This window comes from Robertmurraya kyonggiensis (assembly GCF_005116465.1).
GTDB lineage: Bacteria > Bacillota > Bacilli > Bacillales > Cytobacillaceae > Robertmurraya > Robertmurraya kyonggiensis.
Genome location: NZ_SWBM01000001.1, coordinates 673,211 through 691,408, shown reverse-complemented (window position 1 = coordinate 691,408; position 18,198 = coordinate 673,211). Strand labels below are relative to the sequence as shown.

At 38.9% G+C, this 18,198-nt stretch carries 19 protein-coding genes; 1 reads left to right on the top strand and 18 read right to left on the bottom strand.

The genetic code is table 11. From position 1 onward, the window contains the following. Window positions 1-22: 22 nt before the first annotated feature. Window positions 23-1,696, bottom strand: a complete 1,674-nt coding sequence (locus FA727_RS03450; RefSeq protein WP_136829323.1) for a DAK2 domain-containing protein — start codon at window positions 1,694-1,696, stop codon at window positions 23-25. A 15-nt stretch (window positions 1,697-1,711) separates the two neighbouring features. Beyond that, on the bottom strand, window positions 1,712-2,074 hold the full coding sequence (locus tag FA727_RS03445; RefSeq protein ID WP_136829322.1) for an Asp23/Gls24 family envelope stress response protein: 363 nt from the start codon (window positions 2,072-2,074) through the stop codon (window positions 1,712-1,714). 381 nt (window positions 2,075-2,455) lie between these two features. Here FA727_RS03445 and rpmB point away from each other — a divergent pair, with 381 nt between their 5' ends. Beyond that, window positions 2,456-2,644 (top strand): 50S ribosomal protein L28, encoded by a 189-nt coding sequence (gene rpmB, locus FA727_RS03440; protein WP_126405863.1) that lies wholly within the window; start codon window positions 2,456-2,458, stop codon window positions 2,642-2,644. A gap of 314 nt (window positions 2,645-2,958) precedes the next feature. On the opposite strand, the gene spoVM is transcribed toward rpmB, so the two are convergent. The 16 genes from spoVM to FA727_RS03360 all read right to left on the bottom strand — a co-directional run bounded on the left by spoVM (window position 2,959) and on the right by FA727_RS03360 (window position 18,161). Next, window positions 2,959-3,039 (bottom strand): stage V sporulation protein SpoVM, encoded by an 81-nt coding sequence (spoVM, locus tag FA727_RS03435; RefSeq protein ID WP_017551496.1) that lies wholly within the window; start codon window positions 3,037-3,039, stop codon window positions 2,959-2,961. 103 nt (window positions 3,040-3,142) lie between these two features. Beyond that, complete coding sequence (locus tag FA727_RS03430; RefSeq protein ID WP_136829321.1) at window positions 3,143-3,790, bottom strand: thiamine diphosphokinase; 648 nt, start codon at window positions 3,788-3,790, stop codon at window positions 3,143-3,145. 63 nt (window positions 3,791-3,853) lie between these two features. Beyond that, window positions 3,854-4,507 carry a ribulose-phosphate 3-epimerase gene (rpe, locus tag FA727_RS03425; protein WP_136829320.1) on the bottom strand — a complete coding sequence of 218 codons (654 nt, stop codon included), beginning with the start codon at window positions 4,505-4,507 and terminating at the stop codon, window positions 3,854-3,856. 2 nt (window positions 4,508-4,509) lie between these two features. Next, complete coding sequence (gene rsgA / locus FA727_RS03420) at window positions 4,510-5,394, bottom strand: ribosome small subunit-dependent GTPase A (protein WP_136829319.1); 885 nt, start codon at window positions 5,392-5,394, stop codon at window positions 4,510-4,512. A gap of 91 nt (window positions 5,395-5,485) precedes the next feature. Further along, on the bottom strand, window positions 5,486-7,465 hold the full coding sequence (pknB, locus tag FA727_RS03415; protein WP_136829318.1) for a Stk1 family PASTA domain-containing Ser/Thr kinase: 1,980 nt from the start codon (window positions 7,463-7,465) through the stop codon (window positions 5,486-5,488). Between the two features lie 6 nt (window positions 7,466-7,471). Next, entirely contained in the window at window positions 7,472-8,221 is a 750-nt protein-coding gene (locus FA727_RS03410; RefSeq protein ID WP_136831004.1) for a Stp1/IreP family PP2C-type Ser/Thr phosphatase, read from the bottom strand. 8 nt (window positions 8,222-8,229) lie between these two features. Continuing rightward, a complete protein-coding gene (gene rlmN, locus FA727_RS03405; protein WP_136829317.1) occupies window positions 8,230-9,315 on the bottom strand; it encodes a dual-specificity RNA methyltransferase RlmN in 1,086 nt (361 codons plus the stop codon). A 50-nt stretch (window positions 9,316-9,365) separates the two neighbouring features. Then, complete coding sequence (gene rsmB, locus FA727_RS03400) at window positions 9,366-10,709, bottom strand: 16S rRNA (cytosine(967)-C(5))-methyltransferase RsmB (protein WP_136829316.1); 1,344 nt, start codon at window positions 10,707-10,709, stop codon at window positions 9,366-9,368. Then, window positions 10,702-11,649: a methionyl-tRNA formyltransferase gene (gene fmt / locus FA727_RS03395; protein ID WP_136829315.1), complete on the bottom strand. Its 948-nt coding sequence runs from the start codon at window positions 11,647-11,649 to the stop codon at window positions 10,702-10,704. The genes rsmB and fmt overlap by 8 nt, the downstream gene beginning before the upstream one ends. Further along, window positions 11,642-12,130, bottom strand: a complete 489-nt coding sequence (def, locus tag FA727_RS03390) for a peptide deformylase (protein WP_136829314.1) — start codon at window positions 12,128-12,130, stop codon at window positions 11,642-11,644. Before def ends, fmt begins: the two co-directional genes overlap by 8 nt. A 24-nt stretch (window positions 12,131-12,154) precedes the next feature. Further along, window positions 12,155-14,554 (bottom strand): primosomal protein N', encoded by a 2,400-nt coding sequence (priA, locus tag FA727_RS03385; RefSeq protein ID WP_136829313.1) that lies wholly within the window; start codon window positions 14,552-14,554, stop codon window positions 12,155-12,157. After that, window positions 14,551-15,762 carry a bifunctional phosphopantothenoylcysteine decarboxylase/phosphopantothenate--cysteine ligase CoaBC gene (gene coaBC / locus FA727_RS03380; RefSeq protein WP_136829312.1) on the bottom strand — a complete coding sequence of 404 codons (1,212 nt, stop codon included), beginning with the start codon at window positions 15,760-15,762 and terminating at the stop codon, window positions 14,551-14,553. Before coaBC ends, priA begins: the two co-directional genes overlap by 4 nt. Before the next feature lie 356 nt (window positions 15,763-16,118). Further along, a complete protein-coding gene (gene rpoZ, locus FA727_RS03375) occupies window positions 16,119-16,334 on the bottom strand; it encodes a DNA-directed RNA polymerase subunit omega (RefSeq protein ID WP_136829311.1) in 216 nt (71 codons plus the stop codon). Beyond that, a complete protein-coding gene (gene gmk / locus FA727_RS03370; RefSeq protein ID WP_136829310.1) occupies window positions 16,335-16,952 on the bottom strand; it encodes a guanylate kinase in 618 nt (205 codons plus the stop codon). It lies immediately after the preceding gene. 9 nt (window positions 16,953-16,961) lie between these two features. Then, a complete protein-coding gene (remA, locus tag FA727_RS03365; protein WP_126405839.1) occupies window positions 16,962-17,225 on the bottom strand; it encodes an extracellular matrix/biofilm regulator RemA in 264 nt (87 codons plus the stop codon). A gap of 60 nt (window positions 17,226-17,285) precedes the next feature. Next, window positions 17,286-18,161, bottom strand: coding sequence for a YicC/YloC family endoribonuclease (locus FA727_RS03360; RefSeq protein ID WP_136829309.1), 876 nt, complete (start codon window positions 18,159-18,161; stop codon window positions 17,286-17,288). Window positions 18,162-18,198 lie beyond the last annotated feature (37 nt).

Here is an 18,198-nt window from a genome sequence, read left to right as displayed (position 1 = left end):
TTTTGTAAGTTCATATAAGAAGTTATTCAATTGAGAAGATAAATGAATATAATGGTTGCTTTCCATCGTGTACTTCGATTTCAACATCTTCGAATTCTTCTTCAATGAATGCTGTTAATTCTTCAACGTCTTCATCAGTTGCTTCCTCACCCTTCAAAATAGTTAGGATTTCGGAATCTTCGTCTAACATCGTTTTAAGAAGTCCTTTTGCAGCATTCAATCTATTCTTATCTGTTAAGACAATTTTTCCATCGGCAATGCCCATGAAATCATCTTTCTCAATCGCTACACCTTCTATATTTGTATCACGAACCGCAAAAGTAATTTGGCCAGTCTTAACATGGCTCATCGCTTCTGTCATGCCGTCCTTATTATCAGAAAGACCTGCAGATGGATTAAAAGCAAGTAGTGCCGCTAATCCTTGCGGTACCGTTTTCGAAGGAACGACAATTACATCCTCTTCTGAAACTTCTGCAGCTTGTTCAGCAGCCATGATGATATTCTTGTTATTTGGAAGAATAATGACTTTCTTCGCGTTGATTTCTTTAATTGCTTTCACGATGTCTTCTGTGCTAGGGTTCATTGTTTGGCCGCCTTCAATCACTGCATTGGCACCAATGCTACGGAATAAATCAGCGATTCCGCTTCCCATTGAAACAGCTACTATTCCAAACTCCTGCTTTTCTTTCTTCACTACCGGCGCAGGAGCCTTATGGTCTTCACCAACAATACTCGTATGCTGTTCACGCATATTCTCAATCTTCATATTGATTAAGCTTCCATATTGTTGGCCATAGGACAAGCAAGTACCTGGTTTCTCAGAGTGAATATGTACTTTTACGACATTTTCATCAGCAATAACTAATAAAGAGTCGCCATATTGACTTAGGTCCTGACGGAACTTATCTTCTGAAAATGGAGTTTTGCTTAGCTTCTCAGATTCAAATTTCACCATGAACTCTGTACAATAACCAAAAACGATATCTGCTGTATTAATATGGCCCTGAACATGATTATGGTGTTCTTCACTAATTAGTTCGTCCATTTTTGGCAATTCCGATGGTGCTTCAGGTAATTTCTCACCTTTTAATTCAGCAAGGAATCCTTCATAAACAAAAACTAATCCTTGACCACCACTATCAACAACACCAACCTCTTTTAATACTGGTAAAAGGTCTGGAGTTCTTTTTAGAGACGCCTTCGCTTCAGCTACTACTTCTTCCATGATCTTAACGATATCATTGCTTTTCTTAGCAGCTTCAACAGCACGCTTTGCAGAATCTTTTGCCACTGTTAATATTGTACCTTCTACTGGCTTCATAACAGCTTTATAAGCAGTTTGTACACCCGCTTCAAACGCAGCCGCAAATTCCATTCCATTAATAGCACTCTTTTGCTCAATATTTTTAGCGAATCCACGGAATAACTGAGATAAAATAACTCCTGAGTTTCCGCGTGCGCCCATTAGGAGACCCTTGGATAGAGCAATTCCAACACGACCAATATGGTCTTGAACATTATTTCTAACTTCCTTGGCTCCTGAAGTCATCGATAAGTTCATGTTCGTTCCAGTATCTCCATCTGGAACTGGAAAGACGTTTAATGCATCCACATATTTCGCATTAGTGGACAGGTGATGAGCTCCTTGAGCAATCATCTGTGCAAAACGCTTTCCATCTAAAGTATTAATTGACACAAAACTTCCTCCTCACTACGGGTTCGTAACACGAACGCCTTGAACAAAGATATTTACCGAGTCGACACTAAGGCCTACTGTCTTATCCAATGTATACTTTACTTTTGATTGGACGTTATGAGCTACCTCGGAAATTTTCGTTCCGTAACTAACGATAATATACATATCAATATGTACTTCGTCATTTTCTTGGCGAACGATGACACCACGTGTGAAATTTTCTCTACGTAATATTTCGGTTAATCCGTCTTTTAATTGTTGCTTTGACGCCATTCCTACTATACCATAGCAATCAACTGCTGCTCCACCAGCAATTGTTGCAATTACATCGTTTGAGATATCAATTTGCCCGTAGTTCGTTTTTAATTCAATGGACATCGATCGTTCCCCCTTTGGAAATAATTCCGTGCTGAAGAATCTATCCGTATTTGAAAAAATAAATAAGATAAAAGCATTAATTCATCTTAATACCTTGTGATAGAAATTCAACTAAAGTCATTTTACTATAATGAAAACAAATTTGAAAGTACCACGTCAATTTGCAAGCAATTGCGACAAGTATCTGTCAAGGAAATTTTCTTGAAACTCGCACCTGAACTATTGCATTCCAAAAGTTTGTATGATAAATTATTAAAGTATCTTTTAATAGTCGAAAAATGTATCTTAGTTTTTCGCATTAAAATTATGAATGGCAATGTTAAATTGCGCGAAAATTAAAGTTAAAATGATACACCTTTCATAGTAAGGGGGGAAATAAATATGCCACGTAAATGTGTAATCACTGGTAAAAAAACTACTTCAGGTAATGCACGTTCTCACGCTATGAACGCTAACAAGCGTACATGGGGTGCTAACCTTCAAAAAGTACGTATTCTTGTTGATGGAAAACCTAAGCGTGTTTGGGTTTCTGCAAGAGCACTAAGATCAGGTAAAGTCGAACGAGTGTAATAATGAGAATGAGAGCATCCTTATTGGATGCTCTTTTTCTGTTATGCTCTTTTCTCACACTTTGTCGCTTTTGGAGTAAAAAACAAAGAATTTATTTTAGTTCTCAATGAATACTGGTCGAAAAAATCGAGAAAAGAGCCAGTTTTTTTCGTAGAAAAAAACATGTAAACTTGATACGATGCACCAAATAACTATTTTAACAACAGGTTTTTTTCGTAAGAAAATAAACAATTATTACGAAAACAGCATTCTGTCATTATTTTGTCCATTTTATAATAATAAAAAACACCTCATAATGTATGAGGTGCAAAAAACTAGCCCTTCTTAAAAGTCCCTAGCATGGCCCGGACAATGCCACCTAGAAATTTTGGAAGCTTAATTGTATAAAATTTCATAATGTCCCTCCTCACCATCTTACGCATACAGCTTTCTTTTCACGATTTTTTCCATACTATCATATTCATTAGATAAAAATGAGTACTCTTTAATTGGGATTTTTTAATCCTTGCTTCTTATCACCAATAATATGCCTTCAGTAAAAGAAAAAGTACCACAATCATCAATAAGTTCATTACTAATACATAGTGTAGAAGTCGGAGGAATATGACGATCTTTTAATGGATATTTGAAACCAGCAAGCGTAAGATTCTCAACAGCTCCTTGGATTGGGAGAAAGGAAATATATTTTTTTTGTTCGTCTTTTTTTATTTGATGAGTTCCTGGACGGACTGCATAGAGCAAATTTTGGTGATCAATGATTTCGATTAGAATCGGACTCTCTTCGATCAATGGTCTCAACAGCAATTGGACATTAGCTAAAAAGTGATCCAATCGTCCTCCTGTTGCTCCAAATAGGCGAATCCGTTCTGGCTTTTGTTCGATTGCCCAAGTGAGAGCGAGCTCCATATCAGGTTCATCTTTTTCTGATTTATAGATTCGAACCGATTTGACTTTTGTATGTATGAATTGCAGCTCTTCTTCATTGACCGAGTCAAAGTCTCCAAACGCCATTTGCGGCTCAATTCCATGGGAAAGAAGGGTAAATACGCCCCTATCGACTCCAACCCATACCACTTCATTTTCTTGAAAGCTATTAAGCTCTGGTAGCTGCGCCTCTGGACCCCCTGCCAAAATGTTGATGATCACACTCCTCACCCTTTCTAAAAAAGAAGCCAGCTACCTAAATAGCTGACTTACTGATTATATTCTTTACATGGTACTTCTTTTTAGCTCTTCAATCGCTAATTTACGGTCTGCTTTGTCATAGACCGCAGAACCAGCCACAAGTATTGTTGCACCTGCATCAGTACACAGTTTTGCCGTTTCTGTGTTGACACCGCCATCAATTTCAATATCAATGTTAAGTCCTTTAGCTTCTGCCAATTCCTTCACCTGTCTTATTTTTGGAACAACAGATGAAATGAATTTTTGTCCACCAAAACCAGGATTAACTGTCATTAAAAGAACCATATCAATTTCTTCAATAATATGTTCAATCGAGCTAACTGGTGTAGCCGGATTTAATACAACACCAGCCTTAATTCCATGAGATTTAATATTTTGTATGGTGCGATGTAGGTGACGACATACCTCTACATGCACCGTAATATAATCTGCTCCAGCTTTTGCAAAAGCTTCAATATATTGATCTGGGTTCTCGATCATAAGGTGCACATCTAGAGGAAGTTTTGTCACTGGTCTAATAGCATCCACAATAAGCGGACCAATCGTGATATTCGGGACGAAATGACCATCCATAACATCTACATGAATGAGTTCCGCTCCTCCTCTTTCAACATCCTTAATTTCCTCTCCCAATTTTGAAAAATCCGCTGATAAAATAGAAGGCGCGATTTTTACCATTTCTAATACCTCGGCTTTCTGTCTTTAATTTCTTGGAGGAATACCTTGTAGTGCTCGTAGCGATACAGTGGAATTTCCCCATCTTCCACGGCCTGCTTCACTGCACACTTCGGTTCTTGCATATGCAAACAGCCTCTAAATTTACAATTTTCACTCGTTGCTTCAATATCTGGGAAGCAGTAATTTAAATCCTCAGCCTCAAGCTCCGTAAATTCCAACGAACTAAATCCTGGAGTATCAGCGACTAATCCTGCTCCAATTTCAATTAATTCCACGTGACGAGTCGTATGCTTTCCACGCCCCAAATGGGTAGAAATATCATTTGTCTCAAGCTCTAAATCCGGCTTTAACACATTAAGTAACGACGACTTCCCAACACCTGACTGGCCAGCAAAAACGGAGATTTCTCCATCTAGTAGAGGAAGTAACTGTTTAATTCCATCCTCTGTTACGGAAGAAGTTAGAATGACTTTGTATCCAGCCTTCTCGTACTCCGCCGCATACGTTTCAATTCTATTCCGCTCTTCATCTGAAGTTAAATCGATTTTAGAAACACAAATAATGGGACGAATGCGATTAAATTCAATGAGTACAAGGAAGCGATCTAATAATGTCGTACTAAAATCAGGCTCAACCGCTGAAAAAATAAGGATCGCTTGATCAACATTGGCAATCGGCGGTCGAACTAATTCATTTTTTCGTTCTTTAATTTCTAAAATGTAGCCTTCTCGATCATTATCTGCTTGGAAAACAACCTCATCTCCAACAAGAGGACTCACCTTATTTTTTCGAAATACGCCGCGACCCCTGCATTGGATCACTTCATTTTCATTCGTCAACACATAATAAAATCCGGCTAATGCTTTAATAATTTTGCCCTCAGGCATACATACACTCCTTTGGAAAAATACTATTCCACTCTTTCACAGCTTGAGAGGAGCCCATTGCAATTACAGTGGACATCCTCTCACCTATTCATTATTCCCCTGGATAAGGAACTGATTTATCAATAATGACACGATCATCGACGATCACCTTATAACCAGCTTTCCGATCTGGAGCAATCTTTAATGTGATTTTTTTCGTAGTCGGGCTTGTGATTTCAAAGGCATCATAAGGCTCAGTACTACTATGAATCATATCTTCTACAAAGATTTGCACGGATTGTGGTTCGCCTGGGATAGCAGGTTCATATGGGATCGTAACTTCTTCAACAACATCCTTTGGTGGAATTTCTTTTTTACCCTTTGATAAAATAACTGTTACTTTATCACCTTTTTTAAGTTCCGTACCCGCTTTTGGCTCTTGAGACATGACTAAGCCTTTTTCGACTGTGTCACTATATTCTTCCTTCGAACTATCAACAAATAATCCGACGGACGACGCATATTCATCTATTCCTTTTGCATTATATCCCGTTAAATCCTTTAATTTAATCAGTTCTGGTCCCTTGCTGACCGTAAACTCAAGAACAGTTTCTTCTGAAATGATTTCCTCACCTGGTAATATTGACTGTTCAATAATATTCCCGGCGGCAACTGTATCATCATTTATTTCATTTTTTTTGATATCTTTAAACTGATCTTTTAAAAGCTGTACCACATCATCGTATGCACGGCCAGTGTAATCAAGCATTTCCATTTTTTCTTTACCAGTGCTGATGTATACATTTACGGTTGTTCCTTCTGTTAAAACCTTGCCAGCTTTCGGGTCTGTTTTGACAACTAATCCTGCCTCTACATCTTCATCCGTTATTTCTACTGCTTCTCCAAAAACAAAACCAGCATTTTGCAAGTCTTGTATCGCGTCCTCTAGCTCCATCCCAGCCACATCCGGCACTTCAATCTCATCTGGGGCCAGAATGTCAGGAAGAAATATAACAGCCGAAACAAATAGTATAATAAGCAAGAAGAAAACAGAAACTAATATCGCTGGCCATTTTTTCTTCTTTTTTGGTTTCTTTTTCTTATCGTTACCCTCTGTTTGATCGTCCTGCACGGTCTTTTTGCTATCTTGATCCTTCTCGCGAATCTTCGTATCATCTATATTTCGATAAGGACGTTCATCAGTAATAATCGGAATCGCTTTTGTTGCTTCATCATCTTCCGGAATAGCAAATTTTGCTTCATTTATTCTTTCAGGATCAAGCGCTGAACGTAGATCACGCTCCATATCCTCGGCACTATCATATCGATGAAAAGGATCTTTGGCAGTCGCTTTCAAAACAATATTTTCCACACTTTGAGGAATCGTTGGATTCCATCGTCTTATTGACGGTGTTTCCGATTGGAGATGCTTTAAAGCAATTGAGACAGCTGATTCCCCTGAAAAAGGCAATCTCCCCGTAAGAAGCTCGAACATGACGATCCCGAGTGAATAGATGTCGGATTTTTTAGTCGCCATTCCCCCGCGTGCTTGCTCTGGAGATAAGTAATGGACAGAACCTAAAACAGAATTCGTTTGGGTAATGCTTGTTGCACTTAGCGCCATCGCAATGCCAAAGTCAGTAATTTTCACATTACCATCATGATCAATTAAAATATTATGCGGCTTAATGTCACGATGGACGATATGATTTTGATGGGCATGTGAGATAGCTGAAGTTAACTGTTGTAAAATATCTAACGCTACATCCACCCGAACGGGAGAATGCTGTTGTATGTATTGTTTCAAGGTTTGACCTTCGACATATTCCATGACAATGTAATAAATCGAATCCTCTTCTCCAACATCGTAAATATTCACGATATTTGGATGTGCCAAGCTTGTAGCAGATTGGGCTTCTCTATGAAAACGGCGAATAAATTCTTCATCGTTAGAAAAATCGAGACGAAGCACTTTGACAGCCACATCACGATCTAGGATCATATCGTGGGCTAAATAAACATTAGCCATCCCACCTCCGCCAATCATATCGAGGATTTTATAACGACCGCTTATTCTTTTTCCAATTAACATCTATTTTCACCCTCTTTCTCTATCATCTTCAAATTCTAAAATTACAAGGGTGATGTTATCTTCGCCGCCATTCTCATTTGCCATCGTGATAAGTTTTGAAGCTTTATTCTCTAAGGAATCCTCACTATCAAGGACCCCTCTTATCTCTTCTTTCGTTACCTTACCAGAGAGACCATCAGAACAAAGCAGTAGGTAATCTCCCTCTTCAAACATTATCGTTTTCACATCAATTTTTACATCCTGCTCAGTTCCTAGCGCGCGTAAAATAACATTCTTTCTCGGATGATGTTCCGCGTCTTCCGCAGAAATTTGACCAGTCCGTACCAATTCATTTACAAGCGTATGATCTTCAGTCAGCTGTTGGAATCCATCTGGATTGGCAATATAACTACGACTATCCCCCACATGTGCAACGGTAGTAAAAAGACCTGTAGCAATTACAGCTTCAATCGTAGTTCCCATCCCATCGCATTCTTCATTTGTTCTTGCATGCTCAAACAAAATCGAATTGACACTCTTAATATGTGTTCGTAACCAGTTTTCAGCCTCATCTGCAGTTTCAATTCGTACTGTTTGCTCCCACATGGACTGTAGGGTAGCCACTGTCATTTCACTAGCTACATCACCAGCTCGGTGGCCCCCCATTCCATCAGCCACAATGGCTAGTCTTTGCCCATCCTTATTTACGAAAATCCCGCCATTATCTTCGTTATTCTGGCGTACTCTCCCTTTGTCTGTCATAAAAATGGCACTCACTTCACCAGTCACCTCGTCTCCTCTTTTCGCTCCTTCGCACGTAGTTGTCCACATGCAGCATCAATATCATGGCCTTGCTCTCTTCTAATCGTTACGTTGACCCCATGCTGCTTTAATGTTTTTTCAAATAAGAAGATTTGCTCTCTTGGTGTTCTTACATAATCTCGTTCAGGAACGTAGTTAACCGGAATTAAATTGACATGACATTTGATCCCTTTGATCAGCTTAGCCAATTCTTCCGCATGTTCTACTTGATCATTTACCCCACCAAATAGTCCATATTCAAAACTAACTCTTCGACCTGTTTTATCAATATAATACCTCACTGCCTCCATTAAGTCAGGAAGTTTATACGCTTTGTTGATCGGCATTAATTTGCTTCTAATCTCTGTATTCGGTGCATGGAGAGAAATCGCAAAATTAATTTGTAAATTTTCATCAGCAAACTTATAAATCTTTGGAATAATTCCACTTGTTGAAACCGTAATATGACGGGCACCAATGTTTAACCCTTTATCATGATTGATAATTTTTAAGAAAGACATCATGGAATCGAAATTATCAAATGGTTCACCAATTCCCATGATAACAACAGAGCTCACTCTTTCATCTGTTTCATCAAGTGCCTGTTGTACTTTTACGACTTGAGAGACGATTTCTCCTGCCTCTAGATTTCTTTTTAATCCACCTAGAGTTGATGCACAAAACGTACAGCCGATTCTGCAGCCTACTTGCGTTGTTACACAAACGGAGTTTCCATATTCATGGCGCATTAATACCGTTTCAATCGAAAAACCATCATGGAGTTCGAATAAAAATTTGATTGTTCCATCTGATGATGTTTGTTGAATTAAAGTATTCAACGTTGTAATAGTAAAATGCTCTGCCAATTTCTCACGGAGTCCTTTAGAAAGATTGCTCATATCTTCAAAGCTTGTAATGCGTTTTAAGTAAAGCCAATCAAAAATCTGTTCTCCACGAAACGCTTTTTCATTGTGCTCCACTAACCATTCTTTCAACTCATGTAATTGTAAGGAATAAATGGATGGCTTTTGATTTGTCACTTGCTTCTTTTCTCTTGTTGTCTGTTCCATTCCTACACCTGCTTTCTTTGCTGTCTGGCAACTATTTTTCCAGACAAATATCAATTTTTCTTTAATACTGCTATATAAAATCCGTCCGAACCAAAATCTTGAGGTAAAATTTGTAGAGAGTAGTCCTTACATAATGGTTGAATGGCTTCTGGCATCCTATTTTTAAAACCTAAATCCCCTTCGAATTCCGAGTTCTCGGCTAAAAAGGCATCTACTATCTTTTGATTTTCCACATCATCGACCGTACATGTACTATATACAAGAATACCACCTTTTTTCAATAAAGGCGCAACTGCTTTTAAAAGGTCAGTTTGAATAGAATGGAGTCTAAATACATCCTCTTCCTTTTTTGTATATTTCATATCCGGCTTTCTTCTCATTACGCCTAGTCCAGAGCAAGGTGCATCAAGTAGGATACGATCAAAGCTTTCCTTCTCAAAATGCTCCTGCACTTTTCGGCTATCTAACGCCTTTGTTTCGATATTATTCAACCCGAGACGATTAGCATTTTCAGCTATAAGCTTCACTTTATGCTCATGTAGATCGAGTGAAATGACTTGACCTGTCAAACTTAGCTTTTCGGCAATATGTGTGGATTTTCCTCCTGGAGCAGCACACGCATCTAAAATATGTTCATCTTTTCCAACACCTAATGCATGAGCGACAAGCATCGAGCTTTCATCCTGAATCGTGATAAACCCTTTCTTGAAAGTATTCGAATTCGCCAAATTCCCTTTCAAACATTTAAGTGCTTCTGGGATAACCGGACTCGCTTCAACCTGATAACCTTCCTCCTGAAGCATTTGAAGGCATTGTTCACGGTTTATCTTCGTTGTGTTCACACGAGCGGTCTGTAATGGCGCAGTCAAATTGATCTCACACATTTCCTGAGCCTTTTCAAAGCCTAGCTGTTCTACCCATCGCTTTACCAACCACTCGGGATGGCTTGTGGCAATGGCAAGACGTTCAATCGGGTCCTTGATTTCTTCCAGGCTTGGGACTCCTTCTCTCTGAATCGTCCGCAAAACACCATTGACCATACTCGAAATTCCTTTATGGCCCTTTTTCTTCGCAATCTCAACCGCTTCAAAAATAGCCGCTCTATCTGGAATTTTATCCAAATAAATCATTTGATAAAGAGTGATTCTTAAGAGCTGTTTGACCCACGGTTCTAATTTTCTTGCCTTTTTTAAAAATGGTTCCAAGTAGAAATCCAACGTCATTTTTCGTTGTAGAGTTCCGTACGTTAATTCCGTTAATAACCCAATATCCTTCGGCTCAACATTATTTTTTTTAATAACATTGTTTAGTAGAAGATTGCTATACGATTGATTTTTTTCAATTGCTTCTAAGAGGTTCAAAGCACTTTCTCGGACGTTCTTTTTATTACTCATGCTCGACTCCTAATCTGTCTCCAACTGCGAGCTTTGCTCCACGTAAAAAATCACTTGCTTTCATACGCTTTTTCCCTGAAGGCTGGAGCTCGATAATTTTCACAGCTGTTTCATTTCCTGTCGCAACAACGAATCCGTCCTCTTCTAACGCTATGATTTCTCCTGGAGCTTTCTGACCCGAGCCTTTCACTTTCTCCGTCCACCAAATTTTCATAACTGCGCCATCATGTGTGGTATAGGCTACTGGCCAAGGATTCATTCCGCGAACATGGTTATATATAGCTTCTCCAGTTTTTGTCCAATCAATTTTTTCTTGCTCACGTTTAATTGTATAAGCAAAAGTTGCATCCTCTTCTCGTTGAGGAGTTCCTTTAAGCTCTCCATTTAATAGCTTAGGAAGGGTTTCTGATAATAGCTTTGCACCAGCTACACTCAACTTATCATGAAGAGTACCAACCGTGTCTGTCTCTGTAATTGGTACCTCAACTTGGGTAAGCATATCTCCAGCATCAAGCTTTTCAACCATATACATAATCGTAATTCCGGTTTTGTCTTTCCCTTGAATAATGGAATAATGCATTGGTGCCCCACCTCTTAGCTCTGGTAAAAGAGAGGCATGAACATTGATACAACCCAATTTCGGTGCATCGAGCAACGCCTTCGGCAAGATTTGTCCAAAGGCAGCTGTAACAATTAAGTCAGGGTTAAGCGCGAGAATTTTATCTAGTTCTTCTTGCACACGGATTTTTTCCGGTTGAAAAACAGGAATACCATGCTTCTCGGCTTCCACTTTAACAGGAGGTGGTGTTAACACCTTTTTTCTCCCAACCGGTCTATCTGGTTGAGTCACAACTCCGATTACCTCATAGCCATCTATAATTATTTGTTGTAGTACTGGTACGGAGAAATCAGGTGTCCCCATAAATACGATCTTAGTCATTTTGTTCCACTTCCTCTAACTCTTCTTCTTTCAAATATCTACTTACTTTTGACGTAAATAGGATACCATGTAAATGATCAATCTCGTGTTGAATAGCACGAGCTAAGTAATCCTCAGCTTCAATGACGAATGGTCTTCCTTTTCGATCCTGAGCTTTCACTTTTACATAATAAGGTCTTGTTACTTCCCCATACAGTCCAGGGAAACTAAGACAACCCTCGACCCCTAAATCCTCTCCACTCGTTTCAAGAATTTCTGGATTGATAAGCTCAATGGTTCCAGACTCATCATCTATATCTACTACCGCAATTTGTTTATTGATGCCAATTTGTGGAGCGGCAAGGCCTACCCCATCAAATTCAATCATCGTATCGTACATATCGTTTAATAGCTTTACTAATTTTTTATCAAAAACCGTTACTAATTCACATTCCTGCTCTAAAATTTCGGCAGGATAGGTAACAATTGCTCTTACAGTCAAAATATTTCCTCCAAATTCCTTGGTCTACATTAATATATAAGGATTCACATCAATCGAGATTTGTAATCCTTTTGAGACCGTTTCTTGCTGATAATGTTCTAAAATAGTTTTTAACGTTCCGTTTAAATCAGGTTCCCGCTTGTATTTTATCAAACATTGATATCGATATCTATTTTTGATCCGCGAGATCGGTGAAGCAACTGGCCCAAGGACACTCGCTTCCTTCGATAACTTTGATTGGACAAATTTCGTAATTTTATCTGTGGTCGATGCAACATACGCTACATTTTCATGACTTACCGTGATCAAAGCAATATAGTAATAAGGCGGATATTGATGAGCACGACGAATCATCATTTCTCGCTCAAAAAAGTGATCAAAATTTTGTGTAGCTGCAAGCTCTACACTATAATGCTCGGGCGTATAGGTTTGGATAATGACCTCCCCAGGCAGTTCATGTCTTCCTGCTCGTCCACTAACCTGAGTTAACAGCTGAAAGGTTTTCTCTGAGGAACGAAAGTCTGGTAAATGAAGCATTGTATCCGCTGAAAGTACACCCACAAGGGTGATGTTTGGAAAATCCAAACCCTTGGCAATCATTTGTGTGCCAAGAAGTATATCTGCTTTTCCATCTTGGAAATCATTTAATAGTTTTTCATGAGCACCTTTGCGACTTGTCGTGTCTACATCCATACGAATCACTCTTGCCTCTGGTAAGACTTTACCAAGCTCCTCTTCCACCTTCTGCGTTCCCGTTCCGAAATAGCGAATATGTTCACCATTACATTCAGGACATTTGGAAGGAACATAGGATTCGTATCCACAATAGTGACATTTCATTTGCTGACTAAAGCGGTGATATGTAAGGGATATATCGCAATTAGGGCAATTGTCGACATAGCCACAGTCACGGCACATGACAAATGACGAATGTCCACGTTTATTTAAAAACAAGACAATCTGCTGTTTTTTCTCGAGACGGTCTTTCAATCCCTCTATAAGCGCTCTAGAAAACATCGAACGGTTGCCTTCGCGAAGTTCCTCACGCATATCAATAATCTCGACGGAAGGCAGTGCTTGATTATTCATCCTTTTTGGCAAGTTTAACTGTTCATAGACACCTTTTTGTGCGCGCGCAAAGGTTTCTAAAGAAGGCGTTGCACTTCCTAAAATAACTGGACATTGATGAAAGTTCGCACGCTCGATCGCAACATCCCTTGCATGATAACGCGGATTATCCTCTTGCTTATAGCTCGTTTCATGCTCTTCATCAATTATGATAATGCCCAAATTCTCAAAAGGAGCGAAAATAGCAGATCTTGCCCCCACTACCACCTTTACTTCTTTTCGCTCAATCTTACGCCATTCATCATATTTTTCTCCAGAAGATAAGCCACTATGAAGAACGGCTACTTCATTCCCAAATCGCCCTTTGAATCGTTTCACCATTTGCGGTGTCAAAGAAATCTCTGGGACTAAAACAATCGCTTCTTTCCCCATTTCGATCGCACGCTGAATAGATTGCAGGTAGATTTCCGTTTTCCCACTACCGGTCACTCCATAAAGCAAAAACACCTTTTGCTTGTTTTCTTCTAATGTAGCTAGAATAGGAGAGATCGCTTTTTCCTGTTCGAGTGTTAATGTTAAAGGCTGCGTTTTTTCAAAAACTCGATCCTCGTAAGGGTCGCGGTATACCTCTAAATCTTCTTCTAAAAGCAATCCCTTTTTGACAAGACTCTTTATCGTAGTCGCTGGTACGTCAAGAATCGATAAGAGCTCTCGTTGTTCGATCGATTTCGGATTTTCAATAAAGAAATCAATAAGAACTTTCTGTTTCTCAGCATTTGCAGCAAGCTGCTCTCTATGAGTGATTAACTCTTCCTTCGAAACTTTGACAGATATATGCTTTAATTTCTTCTTTTTCACTCGTTCTTTTACTTCGTATAAAACCTCAACATTGCCTTTTGTAGCCTCTTTTTGGAGCTGTGCTAAGTGACCTCCAGCCTCATTCCAAATAATCGTGTCATTTTTTTCAAATAAAAATTGAAGCTCTTCAGGAAGCAGGTCAATGCTCTTCCTTAGCATAATCTTTTTTTCATACTTCGCTTTTAGAGCTGCTGGTAGCATAACCTGAAAGGCTGAGATTTTATAAGAAAGGGTTTGTTCTGTTAACCAATCTCCTAAGCCCAATAATTCCTCATTTAACACAGGAGTCAAATCCATTGGTTCAATGATTTCTTTTAGACCTGTAAATTCGGATCGATCACTGAAACCAACTACAAATCCTTGAATTTTTCTTGGACCAAATGGAACAATCACTCTGACTCCAGGTTTAATAACGTCTTCAAGAGACTCAGGAACTAAATAGTCAAATGCACGGTCCGTCTGCTTTGCAGGAACATCAACAATCACTTTCGCAATCATTGTATTTTGTCACCTTTTAGTAATTTGCTTGCCTCTAGAAGTATGTTCTTTGCAACCTCTTGCTTGGTCATCTTAGGCAATTCGATAGACGAACCGTCTTTTTTATAAATGGTGACAATATTGGTATCAGTCCCAAATCCGGCACCTTCTGCTTTAACATCATTCGCCACGATCATATCGGCATTTTTCTTCTCAAGCTTACCCTTGGCATACCCTGCCACATTATTTGTTTCCGCAGCAAAGCCTACTAGAACTTGATGAGTTTTTTGTTTTCCTAACTCCAATAAAATATCTTTCGTTCTTTCTAGTTCAAGCACTTCATCACCAGGTTGTTTTTTGATCTTTTCATCATAGGATACCTTCGGACGATAATCAGAAACCGCAGCAGTCTTAATGACCATATCAGCTGCATTAAAATGCTGGGTGACCGCATTGTACATTTCTTCCGCACTTTCAACCTTGATTAGGTCTGCCCCTTTAGGTGGCGAGATTGATACAGGACCTGAAACCAAAGTAACAGCTGCTCCTAGATCAATGGCCGTTTCTGCGATCGCATAACCCATTTTTCCAGTTGAAAGATTGGTAATGAAGCGAACTGGATCAATTTTTTCCCGAGTTGGGCCTGCTGTAACAAGGACTCTTTTTCCTTTTAAGGGCAAGTCCTTTGGTTCAAAAAAATACTCCATGATCTGTACGATTTTCTCTGGTTCTTCTAGTCTCCCTTTTCCAACATAACCACATGCTAGATACCCTTCACTAGGCTCAATAAATTGATAACCAAAATGATGAAGCGTTTCAATATTTTTAATGACTGCTGGATGCCCATACATATGAACATTCATGGCTGGTGCAATCCAAACGGGAGCAGTCGCTGCTAAAAGTGTAGTTGTGATCATATTGTCGGCAATTCCATTCGCCAATTTTCCAATCGTATTTGCTGTAGCAGGGGCAATGAGAATTAAATCAGCCCAGTCAGCTAAATCAATATGAGCAATCACTTTCGGATTTTTTTCATCAAACGTATCTATATAAACGTCATTGCGTGACATCGCTTGAAATGTTAACGGAGTAACAAATTTCGCTGCAGAATCGCTTAAGATAACTTTTACCTCTACCCCTGCTTGCGTTAATTTACTAGTGAGAGCAACAGCCTTGTAAACGGCTATTCCTCCTGTCACACATAGTAAAACTTTTTTCCCATTTAACATAGTGAACCCCCGTCCCGAGTAACAAATATCTTTCTTCCATTATGCAAGAATTGTCGTTTCATTGCATCTTTTTTATTCGAAGGGTGCTTCTTTTATACGAATGCTTACTATTGATGTTTTATTGCACGTTTTATGAAGACAACTTTTTTAAAGATCACTCGATTCTTGTCTTCATGAACGCTCCATGCGGACATCTTTCTTAAGTATCACTCAATCTTTGTCTTCATGAACGCTCCATGCGGACATCTTTCTATAGCTTCACTCGATTCTTGTCTTCATGGGGCCCGACTCTAAAAATCTGCACCCTCAAATAAAAAACAACCTAATGTCTAGGTTGTTCATTAATGAAACATTTCTTATTCAGCAGTTTCGTCATGGTTCTCAACACGGAAAGTAAGTCTATCAGCGTGAATTTCTTCTAATGCCTTACCAACTGGTTTATGTGATACATATTTAGTAAGCATTAATCTTTCATCTTGCTGTAATCTGCGTGCTCTTTTTGCTGCTACAGAAACTAATGAGTATTTTGAATCGATCTTAGTCAAAAGTGAATCAATTGATGGATATAACATTTATTGTTCAACCTCCAGCATTTTTCTATATTTTGGTTCTACTCGTTCGCGACGTAGATGCTCTGCAATTACAATCGCTTTGATACGTTCAACTGCATTCTCTACCTTATCATTTTCCACAACATAATCATATAAATGCATCATTTCAATTTCTTCTTTTGCAGCACTCATACGATTATTGATAACATCCTCTGTTTCTGTCCCTCTTGTAACAATACGATTTTTCAATTCAGAAAGACTTGGTGGAACGAGGAAAATAAACAAGCCATCTGGAAACTTCTCGCGGACCTGCTTTGCCCCTTCTACCTCGATTTCTAGAAAAACATCTTTTCCTTTATCTAAGGTTTCTCGAACATAATCCACTGGGGTACCGTAGTAATTCCCAACAAATTCAGCATATTCAAGAAGTTTGCCTTGTTTAATCAGTTCTTCAAATTCTTCCCTTGTTTTGAAAAAGTAATCGACACCATTGACCTCACCTTGTCGTGGGTTACGCGTCGTCATTGATATGGAGTATTCAAAAGCGGTATCCTCTTGTGAAAAAACTTCCTTACGAACGGTACCTTTCCCAACACCCGAGGGTCCAGATAAAACGATTAATAACCCCTTCTCTTGCATGAAATGTACCTACCCTTCATCCATTATTTCATCACGGTCATTTAATCGAGCTGCAACTGTCTCAGGCTGTACAGCTGAAAGGATGACATGGTCACTATCCATAACGATGACCGCACGCGTCCTTCTTCCATAAGTCGCATCGATTAAAGCCCCCCTGTCTCTTGCATCTTGAATTATTCTTTTTATCGGTGCAGATTCAGGACTTACAATTGAGATAATACGGTTTGCAGAAACGATGTTCCCAAACCCAATATTGATTAATTTAATTGACATGCTTCTCCCCCATTAGTCAGTTATTTATTTTTACCTTGGTTACATGTTTCTAAACCAAGGCTACTCTATATTTTGAACCTGCTCTTTCATTTTCTCGAGTAAGCTTTTCATTTCAACGACTTCTCTAGCAATATTAGAATCATTTGCTTTAGAGCCAATTGTGTTAACCTCTCGATTCATTTCCTGAAGGAGGAAGTCCATTTTCCGACCAACCGGTTCATCTAACTTCATAATCTTTTGGAACTGGTCGATATGACTATGTAATCTTGTTAACTCTTCGTTAATATCTGCTTTGTCAGCAAAAATAGCTATTTCATTAACAAGACGAGCTTCATCGATTTGTCCATTTGCGAATTCTTCCATTCTGCTTCGCAACTTTTTCGTATAAAGCCGGACGACACTTGGAGCATATTCTCTTAAACTAATGACCTTTTTACTTAAAATATGTAATTGGTTATGTATGTCGCTTGCAAGAACGTTGCCTTCAATGACACGCATCGATTTTAGCTGTTTTGCAGCATCATCAATTGCGTCAAGAACAAGGGCTTCTATTTCTGCATTACCAGCATGGTCTTCATCAAAGGAAACAAAATCTTCGCGGATCAATATATCTTGAAGTGAGATTGGGTTTTCTAGCTGGTATTTTTCTTGAATCGCTTTAATAGATTGAACATATTCATCAAGAAGCTGCCAATCCACATTTACTTTAGAAGAAAAATTCCCAGAACCCTCGAGTGTCACAAATACCTCGATTCTTCCTCTAGTCACTTGTTCACTGATTTTCTTTTTGATTCTATCCTCGATTACAAATAACTGTCTAGGCATTCGAATATTAAACTCTAAAAACCGATGATTCACAGCTTTAATTTCTACTGTTACAGAATATTTGTCTTTTTCTGCCTTACTACGGCCAAATCCAGTCATGCTAACAATCATAGCAACACACCCAAATAATGAAATTGAAAAAGGTAAT

What these genes read in the sequence shown, in the direction of transcription:
- rpmB (WP_126405863.1), top strand. Translation starts at nt 2,456, where the DNA reads ATGCCACGTAAATGTGTAATCACTGGTAAAAAAACTACTTCAGGTAAT.
- rsgA (WP_136829319.1), bottom strand. Translation starts at nt 5,394, where the DNA reads ATGCCTGAGGGCAAAATTATTAAAGCATTAGCCGGATTTTATTATGTG.
- rlmN (WP_136829317.1), bottom strand. Translation starts at nt 9,315, where the DNA reads ATGGAACAGACAACAAGAGAAAAGAAGCAAGTGACAAATCAAAAGCCA.
- rpoZ (WP_136829311.1), bottom strand. Translation starts at nt 16,334, where the DNA reads ATGTTATATCCATCAATTGATTCACTTTTGACTAAGATCGATTCAAAA.
- coaBC (WP_136829312.1), bottom strand. Translation starts at nt 15,762, where the DNA reads ATGTTAAATGGGAAAAAAGTTTTACTATGTGTGACAGGAGGAATAGCC.
- gmk (WP_136829310.1), bottom strand. Translation starts at nt 16,952, where the DNA reads ATGCAAGAGAAGGGGTTATTAATCGTTTTATCTGGACCCTCGGGTGTT.
- priA (WP_136829313.1), bottom strand. Translation starts at nt 14,554, where the DNA reads ATGATTGCGAAAGTGATTGTTGATGTTCCTGCAAAGCAGACGGACCGT.
- remA (WP_126405839.1), bottom strand. Translation starts at nt 17,225, where the DNA reads ATGTCAATTAAATTAATCAATATTGGGTTTGGGAACATCGTTTCTGCA.
- FA727_RS03445 (WP_136829322.1), bottom strand. Translation starts at nt 2,074, where the DNA reads ATGTCCATTGAATTAAAAACGAACTACGGGCAAATTGATATCTCAAAC.
- spoVM (WP_017551496.1), bottom strand. Translation starts at nt 3,039, where the DNA reads ATGAAATTTTATACAATTAAGCTTCCAAAATTTCTAGGTGGCATTGTC.
- rpe (WP_136829320.1), bottom strand. Translation starts at nt 4,507, where the DNA reads ATGGTAAAAATCGCGCCTTCTATTTTATCAGCGGATTTTTCAAAATTG.
- pknB (WP_136829318.1), bottom strand. Translation starts at nt 7,465, where the DNA reads ATGTTAATTGGAAAAAGAATAAGCGGTCGTTATAAAATCCTCGATATG.
- fmt (WP_136829315.1), bottom strand. Translation starts at nt 11,649, where the DNA reads ATGACTAAGATCGTATTTATGGGGACACCTGATTTCTCCGTACCAGTA.
- FA727_RS03360 (WP_136829309.1), bottom strand. Translation starts at nt 18,161, where the DNA reads ATGATTGTTAGCATGACTGGATTTGGCCGTAGTAAGGCAGAAAAAGAC.
- rsmB (WP_136829316.1), bottom strand. Translation starts at nt 10,709, where the DNA reads ATGAGTAATAAAAAGAACGTCCGAGAAAGTGCTTTGAACCTCTTAGAA.